13 protein-coding genes and 1 tRNA gene are annotated in these 13,990 nt (G+C 69.9%); 7 read left to right on the forward strand and 7 right to left on the reverse strand.

The genetic code is table 11. The features are described from left to right. Window positions 1-12 precede the first annotated feature (12 nt). The 4 genes from ACZ4WZ_RS11285 (at window position 13) to ACZ4WZ_RS11300 (ending at window position 5,252) form a co-directional block, all read left to right on the forward strand. The gene (locus ACZ4WZ_RS11285; protein WP_388935237.1) at window positions 13-969 is read left to right on the forward strand and encodes a GlxA family transcriptional regulator; all 957 of its coding nucleotides are present in this window, start codon (window positions 13-15) and stop codon (window positions 967-969) included. Window positions 970-1,092: 123 nt separating this feature from the next. Continuing rightward, window positions 1,093-2,091, forward strand: coding sequence for a type I glyceraldehyde-3-phosphate dehydrogenase (gene gap / locus ACZ4WZ_RS11290; RefSeq protein ID WP_467888216.1), 999 nt, complete (start codon window positions 1,093-1,095; stop codon window positions 2,089-2,091). A 363-nt stretch (window positions 2,092-2,454) separates the two neighbouring features. Further along, window positions 2,455-3,852 (forward strand): pyridoxal phosphate-dependent decarboxylase family protein, encoded by a 1,398-nt coding sequence (locus tag ACZ4WZ_RS11295; protein ID WP_467888219.1) that lies wholly within the window; start codon window positions 2,455-2,457, stop codon window positions 3,850-3,852. After that, entirely contained in the window at window positions 3,849-5,252 is a 1,404-nt protein-coding gene (locus ACZ4WZ_RS11300; RefSeq protein WP_467888222.1) for a lysine N(6)-hydroxylase/L-ornithine N(5)-oxygenase family protein, read from the forward strand. The genes ACZ4WZ_RS11295 and ACZ4WZ_RS11300 overlap by 4 nt, the downstream gene beginning before the upstream one ends. Before the next feature lie 64 nt (window positions 5,253-5,316). On the opposite strand, the gene ACZ4WZ_RS11305 is transcribed toward ACZ4WZ_RS11300, so the two are convergent. Further along, window positions 5,317-7,113, reverse strand: coding sequence for a bifunctional metallophosphatase/5'-nucleotidase (locus tag ACZ4WZ_RS11305; protein WP_467888596.1), 1,797 nt, complete (start codon window positions 7,111-7,113; stop codon window positions 5,317-5,319). A gap of 141 nt (window positions 7,114-7,254) precedes the next feature. On the opposite strand from ACZ4WZ_RS11305, the gene ACZ4WZ_RS11310 reads away from it, so the two are divergent. Both ACZ4WZ_RS11310 and pyk read left to right on the forward strand, forming a co-directional pair. After that, on the forward strand, window positions 7,255-7,965 hold the full coding sequence (locus tag ACZ4WZ_RS11310; protein ID WP_467888224.1) for an SIMPL domain-containing protein: 711 nt from the start codon (window positions 7,255-7,257) through the stop codon (window positions 7,963-7,965). Window positions 7,966-8,099: 134 nt separating this feature from the next. Beyond that, window positions 8,100-9,527, forward strand: a complete 1,428-nt coding sequence (gene pyk, locus ACZ4WZ_RS11315; RefSeq protein ID WP_467888227.1) for a pyruvate kinase — start codon at window positions 8,100-8,102, stop codon at window positions 9,525-9,527. 65 nt (window positions 9,528-9,592) lie between these two features. On the opposite strand, the gene ACZ4WZ_RS11320 is transcribed toward pyk, so the two are convergent. The 4 genes from ACZ4WZ_RS11320 to ACZ4WZ_RS11335 form a co-directional block, all read right to left on the reverse strand. After that, complete coding sequence (locus ACZ4WZ_RS11320; protein WP_467888230.1) at window positions 9,593-9,844, reverse strand: EF-hand domain-containing protein; 252 nt, start codon at window positions 9,842-9,844, stop codon at window positions 9,593-9,595. A gap of 35 nt (window positions 9,845-9,879) precedes the next feature. Continuing rightward, window positions 9,880-10,545, reverse strand: coding sequence for a MerR family transcriptional regulator (locus tag ACZ4WZ_RS11325; RefSeq protein ID WP_467888233.1), 666 nt, complete (start codon window positions 10,543-10,545; stop codon window positions 9,880-9,882). 45 nt (window positions 10,546-10,590) lie between these two features. After that, window positions 10,591-11,325 carry a transcriptional regulator gene (locus ACZ4WZ_RS11330; protein ID WP_467888235.1) on the reverse strand — a complete coding sequence of 245 codons (735 nt, stop codon included), beginning with the start codon at window positions 11,323-11,325 and terminating at the stop codon, window positions 10,591-10,593. Between the two features lie 110 nt (window positions 11,326-11,435). After that, window positions 11,436-11,510 (reverse strand) — tRNA-Leu (locus ACZ4WZ_RS11335). A gap of 99 nt (window positions 11,511-11,609) precedes the next feature. On the opposite strand from ACZ4WZ_RS11335, the gene ACZ4WZ_RS11340 reads away from it, so the two are divergent. Further along, complete coding sequence (locus ACZ4WZ_RS11340) at window positions 11,610-12,263, forward strand: ANTAR domain-containing response regulator (RefSeq protein ID WP_467888238.1); 654 nt, start codon at window positions 11,610-11,612, stop codon at window positions 12,261-12,263. A gap of 84 nt (window positions 12,264-12,347) precedes the next feature. On the opposite strand, the gene ACZ4WZ_RS11345 is transcribed toward ACZ4WZ_RS11340, so the two are convergent. Both ACZ4WZ_RS11345 and ACZ4WZ_RS11350 read right to left on the reverse strand, forming a co-directional pair. Then, window positions 12,348-13,064 carry an ABC transporter ATP-binding protein gene (locus ACZ4WZ_RS11345; protein ID WP_385763406.1) on the reverse strand — a complete coding sequence of 239 codons (717 nt, stop codon included), beginning with the start codon at window positions 13,062-13,064 and terminating at the stop codon, window positions 12,348-12,350. Further along, window positions 13,061-13,990 carry an ABC transporter ATP-binding protein gene (locus ACZ4WZ_RS11350; protein ID WP_467888241.1) on the reverse strand — a complete coding sequence of 310 codons (930 nt, stop codon included), beginning with the start codon at window positions 13,988-13,990 and terminating at the stop codon, window positions 13,061-13,063. Before ACZ4WZ_RS11350 ends, ACZ4WZ_RS11345 begins: the two co-directional genes overlap by 4 nt.

Genomic DNA, 13,990 nt, shown 5'->3' on the forward strand with positions numbered 1-13,990 from the left:
ACCCTTTGTCCCGTGCCGTCCTCCCCCCTCCACCGCGTCGCCGTCCTCGTGCTCGAGGGCGCCAAACCCCTCGACGTCGGCATCCCCGCACAGGTCTTCACGACCCGCGCGAGCATGCCGTACGAGGTACGCGTCTGCGGAGCGGCACCCGGACTCGTCACCGGCGGCGACGGCCTCTCGTACTACGTCACCCACGGCCTCGACGCACTCGCCTGGGCCGACATCGTCTTCGTCCCCGGCTACCGCTTCCCCGACCGCGACGACCCGCCCCGCCCCGTCCTCGACGCCCTCACCGCCGCCCACCACCGGGGCGCACGGCTCGCCGCCATCTCCACCGGCGCCTTCGCCCTCGCCGCCACCGGCCTCCTCGACGGCAAACGGGCCACCACCCACTGGCACTACGCCCGCGCCCTCGCCGCCAAACACCCCCTCGTCCACGTCGACGAGAACGTCCTCTTCGTCGACGAGGGCAGCGTCCTCACCTCCGCCGGCGCCGCCTCCGGCATCGACCTGTGCCTGCACGTCCTGCGCCGCGACCTCGGCATCGCCGCCTCCAACCACGCCGCCCGCCGCCTGGTCGCCGCCCCCTACCGCAGCGGCGGCCAGGCCCAGTACGTGCCGCGCAGCGTCCCCGAACCGCTCGGCGAACGCTTCGCCGCCACCCGCGAATGGGCCCTGCACCGCCTCGGCGAACCCCTCACCCTCGAAGCCCTCGCCCAGCACGCCGCCGTATCCCCCCGGACCTTCTCCCGCCGCTTCGTCGAGGACACCGGCTACACCCCCATGCAATGGGTCATGCGCGCCCGCATCGACCTCGCCCGCGAACTGCTCGAACGCTCCGAACGCGGCGTCGAGCAGATCGCCGCCGACGTCGGCCTCGGCACCGGCGCCAACCTGCGCCTGCACTTCCAGCGCATCCTCGACACCACCCCCACCGAATACCGCCGCACCTTCACCCACGGCACCTGACCGGCCCCCGCGAAGGGGACGGCGACCCGATGGCGAGATCCTTTCGAACCGTGGCGATCACGCCCCTGTCACCGTCGGACGCGGAAGGCGAACCTGAGGGCGCGAACAGAAGGGACAGCTCACATGACTCGCATCGCCATCAACGGATTCGGCCGCATCGGACGCAACGTGCTGCGCGCGCTCCTCGAACGCGACAGCGACCTCGAGATCGTCGCGGTGAACGACCTCACCGAGCCCGCCACCCTCGCCCGGCTGCTCGCCTACGACACCACCTCCGGCCGCCTCGGCCGCCCGGTCAGCGTCGACGGCAACGTCCTCGTCGTGGACGGCCACCGCATCACGGTCCTCGCCGAACGGGAACCGGCACAGCTGCCCTGGGCCGACCTCGGCATCGACATCGTCCTCGAGGCCACCGGCCGCTTCACCTCCGCCGAGGCCGCCCGCGCCCACATCAAGGCCGGCGCCCGCAAGGTCCTCGTCAGCGCCCCCTCGGACGGCGCCGACGTCACCCTCGCCTACGGGGTCAACACCGACGCCTACGACCCGGCCGCGCACACGATCGTCTCGAACGCCTCCTGCACGACCAACGCACTCGCGCCGCTGGCCGCCGTACTGGACCGGCTCGCCGGCATCGAGCACGGCTTCATGACCACGGTGCACGCCTACACCCAGGAGCAGAACCTCCAGGACGGCCCCCACCGCGACCCGCGCCGCGCCCGCGCCGCCGGCGTCAACATCGTGCCCACCTCGACGGGCGCCGCGAAGGCCATCGGCCTCGTCCTGCCGAACCTCGACGGCAAGCTGTCGGGCGACTCGATCCGCGTACCGGTGCCCGTGGGCTCGATCGTCGAGCTCAACACCACCGTCGCCCGCGACGTGACCCGCGAGCAGGTCCTCGAGGCCTACCGGACCGCGGCCGAGGGCCCGCTGGCCGGCGTACTCGAGTACTCGGACGACCCGCTGGTGTCCTCCGACATCACGGGCAACCCCGCCTCCTCGATCTTCGACTCCGAGCTCACCCGCGTCGAGGGCCGCCACATCAAGGTCGTCGCCTGGTACGACAACGAGTGGGGCTTCTCCAACCGCGTGATCGACACCCTCACCCTGCTCGCCACGAGCTGACCCACCCGCCCCCTCAGGGGTCTTGTACCGAGCGCCGCAGTTGGTTCTGACCTGGCAACTGCGGCGCTCACCCATGCCCGGGCCCGGCCCGGGGGAGCGACGCGACGACAGGCAGGGAACGGCCCCGCACAGCGGCAGACGCGGCGGACGGCCCCAAACGCCCGGCCCCCGCGACGCCCGGCACGCCACCGGCGACCACCGGCAGGCCGGGCAGGCCCCCCGCGACGCCCGGCAGGCCACCGGCAACCACCGGCCCCCAACCGGTTACCCCATTCGGGTCTCCATCGTTGTACCGGCAGGGTGTCCCGCCCACCCCCGGCCCCCGCGCAGCGGATCCGCCGGTCCGCCCGCCCCGGAGGCCCCATGACCGAGCCAGCGCCAGCGCCCGCGCCCCCGCTCGCCGGCGGAGCCCACGGCACCGACGCCCTCCGGCCCCTCCTCGACACCGTCCTCACCGCCCTCCGCACCGGCGCCGCCGCGCGCAAGGGCCCCCTCCCCGCCGGCGGCCCCGCCACCACCACCGCCCGCGTCCACGCCGCCCTCGGCGACACCGGCCTCCTCCCCGCCCACGGCACCGGCGACCACGAAGCCCTCGCCACCCTCGTCCACACCCTCGCCGCGGGCGCCGCCGACCCCGCCCACCCCCTCTGCGCCGCCCACCTGCACTGCCCCCCGCTCGCCGTCGCGGCCGCCGCCGACCTCGCCGTCAGCGCCCTCAACCCCTCACTGGACTCCTGGGACCAGGCCCCCGCCGCCTCCGCCATCGAAGCCCTCCTCACCCGCACCCTCGCCGCCGAGTTCTACGACACCCCCCGCGCCGACGCCCTCCTCACCACCGGCGGCACCGAAGCCAACCAACTGGCCCTCCTCCTCGCCCGCGAACGCCACGGCCCCGGCCTCGCCGTCCTCCACGGAGCCAACGCCCACCACTCCATCCCCCGCGCCGCCTGGCTCCTCGGCCTCCCACCCACCACCACCCTCCCCACCCCCACCGGCACCCTCGACCCCGCCACCCTCGACGCCGCCCTCACCCGCACCCCCCGACCCGCCCTCGTCACCGCCACCGCGGGCACCACCGACGCCGGCCTCATCGACCCCCTCGACGCCCTCGCCGACGTCTGCGCACGCCACCACGCCGAACTCCACGTCGACGCCGCCTACGGCGGAGCCCTCACCTTCAGCCCCCGCCACCGCGCCAAGCTGAGCGGCCTCCACCGCGCCCGCTCCCTCACCCTCGACCTGCACAAACTCGGCTGGCAACCCGTCGCCGCAGGCCTGCTCGCCGTCCCCGACACCACCCACCTGGCACCCCTCGCCCACCAGGCCGACTACCTCAACGCCACCGACGACACCGAAGCCGGCCTCCCCGACCTCCTCGGCCGCTCCCTGCGCACCACCCGCCGCCCCGACGCCTTCAAGATCGCCGCCACCCTCCGCTCACTCGGCCGCGACGGCCTCGCCCGGCTCATCGACCGCACCTGCGCCACAGCCCACCGGCTCGCCGACCTCCTCGACGCACACCCCGGCTTCGAACTCCACGCGCGCCCCACCCTCACCACGGTCCTCTTCCGGCCCACCCCCACGGACGACGACCAGCTCCCCGCCCTGCGCCGCACCCTCCTCCACGACGGCACCGCCGTCCTCGGCCGCGCCAGCGCCGACGGCCGCCTCTGGCTCAAGGCGACCCTGCTCAACCCCCACACCACCCCGCGGGACCTGGACACCCTCGTCGCCCTCCTGGAAGGCAGCACCCACCGATGACCGCCCAGCTCGATGCACCCCACGACCTCGTCGGAATCGGCATCGGCCCCTTCAACCTGTCCCTCGCCGCCCTCGCCCACGGCCTCCCCCAACACGGCGCGGACCGGCTCGCCACCGCCTTCTACGACCAGCGCCGCGACTTCCGCTGGCACCCCGGACTCCTCCTCGACGGAGCCACCCTCCAAGTCCCCTTCCTCGCCGACCTCGTCACCCTCGCCGACCCCACCAGCCCCTGGACCTTCCTCAGCTACCTCAAGCACAAGGAACGGCTCTTCCCCTTCTACTTCGCCGAGCAGTTCCACATCCAGCGCGCCGAATACGACGCCTACTGCCGCTGGGTGGCCGGCCGCCTCCCCGGACTCCACTTCGGCCACCAGGTCGACGCCGTCCGCTGGAACCCCGAACGCGACCTCTTCGAAGTCGACTACACCCAGCTCGACGCCGACGGAGAAGCCGAAGCCCTCGGCCGCACCCACACCCGCAACCTCGTCCTCGGCATCGGCACCGCCCCCTACGTCCCCGAACCCCTGCGCCCCCTCGCCGACGCCCCCACCGTCCCCGTCATCCACTCCGCCGACTACCTCGACAACCGCCGGCGCATCCTCGGCGCCGAACACGTCACCGTCATCGGATCCGGCCAGTCAGGAGCCGAAGTCTTCCTCGACCTCCTCCGCGCCCGCCCCGCCGGCCGCGAACGCCTCACCTGGCTCGCCCGCACCCCATCCTTCGCCCCCATGGAGTACTCCAAGCTCGGCCTCGAACACTTCACCCCCGACTACACCCGCTACTTCCACGACCTCCCCGAAGCCGTCCGCGACCGGCTCGTCCCCGCCCAATGGCAACTCCACAAGGGCATCGACGCCGCCACCATCGCCGCCATCCACGAAGAGCTCTACCGCCGCACCCTCCACGGCGGCTGGCCCGACACCGTCCTCACCCCCGGAGTCACCGTCCGCACCGCCGGCCGCGTCGCCACCACCAAGGTCGAACTCCACCTCGAACACACCCAGCAAGGCACCCGCTCCCGCCTCACCACCGACGCCGTCGTGCTCGCCACCGGCTACAAGGAACGCCCCCTCACCAGCCTCTTCGCCGGCCTCGACCCCTACATGCGCAAGGACTCCTCCGGCCGCCCCCGCATCGACGACCGCTACCGCATGATCCTCGACCCCTCCGTCAGCGGCAGCGTCTTCGTCCAGAACGGGGAACGCCACACCCACGGCGTCGGCACCCCCGACCTCGGGCTCGCCGCCTGGCGCAGCGCCGCCATCCTCAACACCCTCACCGGCAAAGAGCCCTACCCCCAGCCCCAGCGCACCGCCTTCACCACCTTCGGCCTCGAACAACGCACCCCCACCCGCCCCCAGGTGGACCTCCGCCCCCTCGTCGAGCACCCCTGACGCGAACGGCCGGGACCCGCCACAGCAGGACCCGGCCACACACCGCACGAGACGACCGGAACGCCTAGAACACCGGCACGCCCGCCCGCGTCAGCCGCCAGTCCACCGAAGCGAACCCCGCCGGATCCACCGTGCCCTTCGCCTTCACCCACTGGATGATCGTGTTGCGGATCTCGTCCGAGTTCGCCCACAACTGCTTCGCCTGCGCCACGTGCGGGAACGCCCCACCACCCGAAGCCCGGTAATTGTTCACCGCGAACACGAACCGCGCCGCCGGATCCACCGGCTTCCCCTCGAACGACAACCCCGTGATCCGCGAACCCACCGGCTGCGCGATGTCGATGTCGTACGTCAGCCCGTACACCGCGTCGTAGTTGTAGTCCGGGATGCCCTCCGCGTTCGTCAGCTTCGCCGGATCCACCGCACCGCCCGCGGCCGTCCGCACGAAGTACCGCGCGGAATACTCCAGGTAGTCCTTCAGCTGCGCACCCGTGAGGAGCCGCGCCTCCAGCGTGTTCTCGAACGGGTACAGCCCCGCCGCATCCCTGATCGTCACCTGCCCGGCCGGTATCGCCGCCGTCCGGGAGAAACAGGAGGCCTGCGACAGCACCGGCAGGGCCCCCCACTCGGAACCGGCCAGGGCCGCCTTCACCGTCTCCGCCTGCACATGGTTGATCAGATCGATGATCGGCACGTCCTTCACCGGCCCCTCGGCCGACGCCATCGCCTGAGTCGACGTCCCGATCACCTGGTTGACGTACGCCACCACCTTGCGGTGCTCGTCCGACAGCAACCCCGTGATCTTCGGGTCCTCGGCGGCCGTGTTCGAGTTCAGCACCCTCGCCGACACCTTCGCCACCGACCAGCGGCCCCGCTCCCACGCCAGCTCGAAGTCGAACAGCGTCAGCCGCTGCCCCCACTTCAGCGGCTCCGACAGCACCACGTCCTTGCCGGTCGCCTTGTTCCTCACCCGGTACTCCGGGATCTCCGTGTGCGCGTGCCCCACCAGGATCGCGTCGATCCCCGGCACCTGCTCCGCCACCAGACCCGCCGCGTTCTCCACGTACGGCAGCTGGTCACCGTACGAAGACGTACCGCTCGACCCCGAATGCGCCGACACGATCACCACGTCCGCACCCATCGACCGCAGCCGCGGCACGTACTTCGCCGCCTGCTCCTCCAGCCCCGGGAACGTCATCTTCCCCTGCACGTTCGCCTTGTCCCAGATCGCGATGCCCGGATTCGTCAGGCCCAGCACCGCCACCTTCACGTCCCGCCCGTGCGGGGTCCGCAGCCGGTGCATGCTGTACGGCGGGAACGCCGGCCGCAGCGTCTTCGCGTCCAGCGCGTTCGCCCCCAGCAGCGGGAAATCACACTGCTCCTCGAACTTGCGCAGCACCGGAATGCCGTAGTTGAACTCGTGGTTCCCCAGCGCCGCCGCGTCGTACCCGATCGCGTTCATCGCCTGCGCCATCGGATGTACCGGACCCCGCCGCGCGGTGATCGGATCCACCTTCGCGTAGTAGTACGACAGCTGCGTCCCCTGGATCGTGTCACCCGCGTCGATCAGGAGCGCATTGCCGCGCCCCTTCTCCGCGCGGACCTGCTCCACCAGCGTCGAGATCTTCGCCAGACCGACGTCGTTGTGCGCCTTGTCGTCGAACTCCTTGTCCGTGAAGTAGTCCCAGTTGAAGACGTTCCCGTGCAGATCGGTCGTACCCATCACGGTGAACGCGTACGTCTTCGACCCCTTCGACGGCACGGCCGCAGCCGCGGCCGGAGAGCTCGTGGCCCCCGCGATCGCCACAGCGGCACCCGTGGCGGCCGAAGCCCCAATGAAAGTCCTACGGTCAAACGCCATTGTCATCTCCCCTTGTGAGGCGTGTATTGAGGCGTGAACAACGCGCGTAGATTCTGACTCACGAGTAACAAGCCGCAACACCCCCCACGGGTTGCGATCCGATGACCACACCAGAACGGACCCGGATGCAACAGTGAAACCATGACCCAGGAACCCGCCCGCACCACGCACCAGCCCTACGGAACCCCCGAAGTCCCCCGCGTCGCCGTCCGCGGCGAAGCCCGCCTCGAAGTCGACCCCGAAATCGCCCGCATCGGAATCACCGTCAGCGCCCGCGGCACCGACCGCCGCACCGCCCTCGAAGACCTCACCCGCCGCAACAACACCGTCCTCGAACTCGTCAAGAGCTACGGCGAACCCGTCGAGAAACTCGAAACCGGCGCCTTCTCCATCACCCCCGAACTCACCCGCCACGGCCGCGGCGAACGCGTCCGCGCCTACTGCGGCCGCGTCCACATCACCGCCGAACTCAACGACTTCACCACCCTCGGCGAACTCACCACCCGCCTCGCCGACCTCGAACTCACCCAGGTCGACGGCCCCTGGTGGGCCCTGCGCCCCACCTCACCCGCCCACGGCGAAGCCCGCCGCCAAGCCGTACTCGAAGCCGTCCAACGCGCCCGCGAATACGCCCACGCCCTCGGCGCCGACCTCGCCTCCCTCGTCGAACTCGCCGACCTCGGAGCCGAAGACGCCACCCCCTACCCCCCGGGCGGCAGCGGAATGCGCACCATGGCCTTCGCCGCCCCCGCCGACGACGCCGGCGCCCCGCCCCTCGACCTCGAACCACAGCGTCAGACCGTCCACGCCCAGGTCAACGCCCGCTTCACCATGACCCCGCCACAGCTCTGAGAACACCCCGCGGGGGTGCTCATCAGAGCACCCCCACGCACATTCAATAAATGTCAACAAGCCTTCTCCCAAAGCTCGTTGACGAGACACCAGCACCACATTTCCTACCCCCCGGTAGGGCATACCCTCGACCCATGCGCCGAGCGAAAATCGTATGTACCCTGGGCCCCGCCACCGACTCATACGACCAGATCAAAGCCCTGGTCGAAGCCGGAATGGACATCGCCCGACTCAACCTCAGCCACGGCACCTACGCCGAACACGAGGAGCGCTACCAACGCGTACGCAAGGCCTCCGACGAAACCGGCCGCAGCGTCGGCATCCTCGCCGACCTACAAGGCCCGAAGATCCGCCTCGGCCGCTTCCACGAAGGCCCCGTACTCCTTGAACGCGGCGACGAATTCACCATCACCACCGAACAGCACCCGGGCGACCGCCACACCTGCGGCACCACCTACACGGGCCTCGCCCAAGACGTCACCACCGGCGAACGCATCCTCGTGGACGACGGACGCGTCACCCTCGAAGTCACCGCCGTCGACGGCCCCCGCGTCCACACCCGCGTCATCGAAGGCGGCATGGTCTCCGACCACAAGGGCCTCAACCTCCCCGGCGTCGCCGTCTCCGTCCCCGCCCTCTCCGACAAGGACATCGAAGACCTCCGCTGGGCCCTGCGCACCGGCGCCGACGTCATCGCCCTCTCCTTCGTCCGCACCGGCCGCGACATCGACGACGTCCACCGCATCATGGACGAAGAAGGCCGACGCCTCCCCGTCATCGCCAAAATCGAAAAGCCCCAAGCCGTGGAGAACATCGACGACATCGTCGCCGCCTTCGACGGCATCATGGTCGCCCGAGGCGACCTCGGCGTCGAAATGCCCCTCGAACACGTCCCCATCGTCCAAAAGCGCGCCATCAAGCTCGCCAAACGCAACGCCAAACCCGTCATCGTCGCCACCCAAATGCTCGACTCGATGATCGACAACAGCCGCCCCACCCGCGCCGAAGCCTCCGACGTCGCCAACGCCGTCATCGACGGCACCGACGCCGTCATGCTCTCCGGCGAAACCAGCGTCGGCAAATACCCCGTCGAAACCGTCCGCACCATGGCCCGCATCGTCGAAGCCGCCGAAGAAGACATCCTCGCCAAAGGCCTCCCCCCGCTCACCGACCGCAACAAACCCCGCACCCAAGGCGGAGCCGTCGCCCGCGCCGCCGCCGAAATGGGCGACTTCCTCGAGGCCAAATTCCTCGTCGCCTTCACCCAGAGCGGCGACACCGTCCGACGCCTCTCCCGCTACCGCAGCCCCATCCCCCTCCTCGCCTTCACCCCCGACCCCGCCACCCGCTCCCAGCTCAACCTCACCTGGGGCGTCGAAACCTTCCTCGGCCCCCACGTCGACTCCACCGACGCCATGGTCGCCCAGGTCGAAGAAGAACTCCTGCGCATCGGACGCTGCGTCCCCGGCGACATCGTCGTCATCACCGCCGGCTCACCCCCCGGCGTCAGCGGCAAGACCAACCTCGTCCGCATCCACCACATCGGCGACCCCGTCCGCTGACACCCCCCGAAAACACCGCCGGGCCGCCCCCAAGGGACGGCCCGGCGACCTCGTTCAAAACCGGATCACCACCCGAAGCGACGATCCACCTCGGCCTCGAACTCCTCCAACGACAACACCGCATCACCGTTCTTGTCCGCCGCATCGAACAACGCCGACGACGCAGCCGCGTCCCCCACGCCCCACGCCGGCAGAACCCCCCGAGCCGCCAACGTCGGCCCCTTCGCCCGCAGCGCCGAAATCACCTCCGCACGCGTCAACCGCCCGTCATGATTCAAATCCAGCGCCTCGAAAAGCAGCCGAGCCTTCTCACTCACCCAAACCTCCCACCCACACCAACGATCCCCTCAACCTAAGGCACCAACCCCGGCACCACCTCCCACCCGTTCACCACCCACACCAACCGCCAGTACCGCTCCACCCGCGGATCAACCGGTCCCTCCACCCCCGGACCCCGCCGGAACACCTCCCGGAACCCCGCGTCCCCCACCAACCCCGCCAACTCCACCCACGCCGCCACCTGCTCCACCGACGGATCCTCCGGCAGATCCGGCGCGGCGGCCCGCACCATCGCCACCACCGACGGATCCGCACCCTCCACCAACAACTCCACCCAACGCCGCCGCTCCTGCGCCGACACCCGCGTCACCTCGTGCATCAACCGAACCTCCTCAAGACCCGACCCACGCTCCGCCACCAGCCGCAACACCGCCCGACGCAACCGCAACGCCCGGATCTGCACCTCCACCGCATCGGCCTGCACGGCGGCGACCTCGGCCACCGACAGCTCCCGATCCAGCACCCGCCGCACACTGGGCAGACCCACCCCCAGCTCCCGCAGCGTCCGTACGAGCTCCAGCCGCACCAGCGCGTCGACGTCGTACAGCCGGTACCCGGCACGACTACGACAGGCCGGCACGACGACCCCCTCATCGGAGTAAAAGCGGATCGTCCGCACCGCCAACCCCGTCCTCCGGGCCAGCTCCCCGATCGAATACAACTCCGCCGCGCCGTCCATGCCCCCACCCTGAGGTCTCCACCCACTGGAGACTCAAGGCTAGGGTCAGTACTTCGGCCCGACGTGGGCGTCCATCAGGGCGACGGATTCCTTCCGGGCGATGGAAACGTTGTACTTGTTTGCCCGCTTCCACCGGACGCCGACCCGGTCCAGGGTGCGGGTCAGGAGCCCGGTGATGTCCTCGGACCTGTTGGTGAAGAAGTACCGGGGGTACTCGTACCGCTTGCCGTTCCGGACGGTCCAGTTGGTGGTCCGACACCCGTCGGAATGGATCAGCCCTCGGATGAAATCCCAGGGGTGCGCGTCGACGGCCTTCCGCTGCCAGGGCTCGAGGGCGATGCGGCGGTCGTGCTTCCTGCCGGGCGCGTGCTGGGGGAAGAGGCACGGCCAGTGCCGTCCGTAACTGGTGACGGCCACACAGCCCTGTCGCTGCAGCACGTAGACCTTGTCCGTCGGCCGTACGGCCAGGATCGCTGCCCGGCACAGCTCGATGAGGCCGGGCCAGGCGTCCGCGCACGCGATGCGGAGGTAGTACCCACCGTGGGGGTGCGGGCTGATGCAGCCGTCGCCGAGGTAGAGGCCGAGGAGGTAGGCGTAGGCGGCATCGTCGGCCGGGCCGGCACACGGCGCCGACTGATTGAGGCGGGGGAGTGGATCGATGCGGATTCGCCATTCCCGAATGGCGGCCCGGGATATCCCGGTTTCCTTGCTGACCGAGTTCAGGCTCCGCCCCTGGGCGAGCAGCCGCAGGGTGTGGCGACGGGTGGCCATGTCGTACATGTGATCGACGTTGCCGTGCGGAATTCGTTCACGTGCCGCATTTGGATACGCTTCGCTGAAACGAGTGAAGGTCACGCGATACTCGCGTGACCTTGGAAAAGAAGGAAAAGTGCCCCGGGTCGGACTCGAACCGACACTGTATGGGTTTTGAATCCATCGCCTGCTGCCAATTGGGCTACCGGGGCCCAACGAATCGAAGGTTACCCCCGACCCGCTGCGTGTCCACCTTACCGCAGCTAGGTAGGCTCGGGGGAGCTTGTTATGCCCCGCAAAGAGGAGCCTCCGTGACCGCCGAGCACGAGTCGACGCCCACGCCCGACGCCGACCAGTCGCACGTTCCGCCGCTGACGACCCGCGTCGTCATCGCCGAGGACGAGGCGCTCATCCGTCTTGACCTGAAAGAGATGCTCGAAGAAGAGGGCTACTCCGTCGTCGGCGAGGCCGGGGACGGGCAGACGGCCGTCGAGCTCGCGCGGGAGCACCGGCCCGACCTGGTGATCCTCGACGTGAAGATGCCGGTCCTCGACGGGATCTCCGCCGCCGAGAAGATCGCGGGGGAGTCCATCGCCCCCGTGCTCATGCTCACCGCCTTCTCGCAGCGCGACCTCGTGGAGCGGGCGCGGGACGCCGGGGCCATGGCGTACCTGGTGAAGCCGTTCAGCAAGAGCGACGTCGTCCCGGCGATCGAGATGGCCGTGTCCCGTTTCGCGGAGCTGAAGGCGCTGGAGAAGGAGGTCGCGGACCTCTCCGCGCGGCTGGAGACCCGCAAGCTGGTCGACCGGGCCAAGAGCATCCTGCAGACGCAGTACGGGTTGAGCGAGCCGGCCGCGTTCCGCTGGATCCAGAAGACCTCCATGGACCGCCGCATGTCCATGCAGCAGGTCGCCGAGGCGGTCATCGAGGACGCCGAGGAGAAGAAGCAGAACGCCGGCAAGTAAGGGATCCGGCGTCCGGAACGCGTGAGGCCCGTCTCCCCCCGAGGGGAGACGGGCCTCACGGCTTCACGGGGCCGGCCGGCGGGACTAGTCCTCGCCGAGGTAGGCCTTGCGGACGTCCTCGTTGACGAGGAGCTCGCGGCCCGGGCCGGACAGGACGATCTTGCCGATCTCCATGACGTGGCCCTGGTCGGCCAGCGACAGCGCGGCCTGGGCGTTCTGCTCGACCAGCAGGATGGTGGTTCCGGCGGCCTTGAGCTCGGCGATCGTCGCCATGATCTTCTGCATCATGAGCGGGGAGAGGCCCATGGAGGGCTCGTCGAGCATGAGCAGCTTGGGCTGGGACATGAGCGCGCGGCCCATGGCGAGCATCTGCTGTTCGCCGCCGGAGAGGGTGCCGGCGGCCTGCTTGCGGCGCTCTCCCAGGATGGGGAAGAGGTCGTAGGCGCGCTGGACGTCCTTCTGGATGCCTTCCTTGTCGTTGCGGAGGAAGGCGCCGAGGAGGAGGTTGTCCTCGATCGACATGCGCGGGAAGATGTGCCGCCCCTCGGGGGAGTGGGCGAGTCCGAGCGAGACGATGTCGTGCGCCGGGACCTTCTTCAGCGACTTGCCCTGGAACTTGATCTGGCCGCCCTTGGGCTTGATGAGGCCGGAGAGGGTGCGCAGGGTGGTGGTCTTGCCGGCGCCGTTGGTGCCGATGAGGGTGACGATTTCGCCTTCGTTGACGGTGAAGGAGATGCCCTTGACGGCTTCGATCTTGCCGTAGGCGACGCGGAGGTCCTCGACCTCGAGGAGGGCGGTCACTTGGCTTCTCCGTCCGTGCTGGTGGTGCTGTGCGCTTCGGCGGCCCCGTCCTCGGTGGTCTCGTCCTCGGCGGCTTCGCCCTCGGCGGCGGCTTCGGCGGCTTCGACCTCGGCGGCTTCTTCGGCGCCGGGGGCGCCTTCGAAGGGTTCGCCGAGGTAGGCGGCGACGACGCGTTCGTCGCTCTGGACCTCGGTGGCGGTGCCTTCGATGAGCTTTTCGCCCTGGACGAGGCAGGCGACGCGGTCGCAGAGGTTGAAGATGAAGCGCATGTCGTGCTCGATGACGAGGACGGCGATGCCCTTGTCCCGGATGGCGAAGATGAGCTCTTCGGCGGCGCGGGTCTCCTGCGGGTTCATGCCGGCGGTGGGCTCGTCCAGGAGGATGAGGCCGGGGTCGCTGGCGAGGGCGCGGGCGATCTCGAGCTTGCGCTGTTCACCGTAGGGGAGGTTGCGGGCGAGGTGCTCGGCCTTGTGGTCGAGGCCGATGAACTCGAGGAGTTCCATGGCGCGCTCGCGGCTGGCCTGCTCTTCCCGGCCGAAGCTGGGGAGGCGGAGGAGGGCGGACCAGAGGCCTTCCTTGGTGCGGGTGTGGCGTCCGACGAGGACGTTTTCCAGGACCGTCATGTTGTTGAAGAGACGGATGTTCTGGAAGGTGCGGGCGATGCCGGCCGCGGTGACCTTGTAGGACTTGGGGGGCAGGACCGTGCCCTTGTACCGGACTTCGCCCTCGGTGGGGATGTAGAGGCCGGTGAGGCAGTTGAAGAAGGTGGTCTTGCCGGCGCCGTTGGGGCCGATGAGGCCGACGATCTCGCCGCTGCGGACGGTGAGGTCGACGTTCTTGACGGCGGTGAGGCCGCCGAAGCGCATCGTGACGCCGCGGGCGTCGAGGACCGTTTCGGTCGCCGTTGCGGTCGTGGTGGTGGTCAT

The sequence above is a fragment of the Streptomyces sp. NPDC029122 genome (assembly GCF_055569445.1).

What these genes read in the sequence shown, in the direction of transcription:
- ACZ4WZ_RS11305 (WP_467888596.1), bottom strand. Translation starts at nt 7,113, where the DNA reads ATGGCGTTTGACCGTAGGACTTTCATTGGGGCTTCGGCCGCCACGGGT.
- ACZ4WZ_RS11350 (WP_467888241.1), bottom strand. Translation starts at nt 13,990, where the DNA reads ATGACCACCACCACGACCGCAACGGCGACCGAAACGGTCCTCGACGCC.
- ACZ4WZ_RS11295 (WP_467888219.1), top strand. Translation starts at nt 2,455, where the DNA reads ATGACCGAGCCAGCGCCAGCGCCCGCGCCCCCGCTCGCCGGCGGAGCC.
- gap (WP_467888216.1), top strand. Translation starts at nt 1,093, where the DNA reads ATGACTCGCATCGCCATCAACGGATTCGGCCGCATCGGACGCAACGTG.
- ACZ4WZ_RS11330 (WP_467888235.1), bottom strand. Translation starts at nt 11,325, where the DNA reads ATGTACGACATGGCCACCCGTCGCCACACCCTGCGGCTGCTCGCCCAG.
- ACZ4WZ_RS11325 (WP_467888233.1), bottom strand. Translation starts at nt 10,545, where the DNA reads ATGGACGGCGCGGCGGAGTTGTATTCGATCGGGGAGCTGGCCCGGAGG.
- ACZ4WZ_RS11300 (WP_467888222.1), top strand. Translation starts at nt 3,849, where the DNA reads ATGACCGCCCAGCTCGATGCACCCCACGACCTCGTCGGAATCGGCATC.
- pyk (WP_467888227.1), top strand. Translation starts at nt 8,100, where the DNA reads ATGCGCCGAGCGAAAATCGTATGTACCCTGGGCCCCGCCACCGACTCA.
- ACZ4WZ_RS11310 (WP_467888224.1), top strand. Translation starts at nt 7,255, where the DNA reads ATGACCCAGGAACCCGCCCGCACCACGCACCAGCCCTACGGAACCCCC.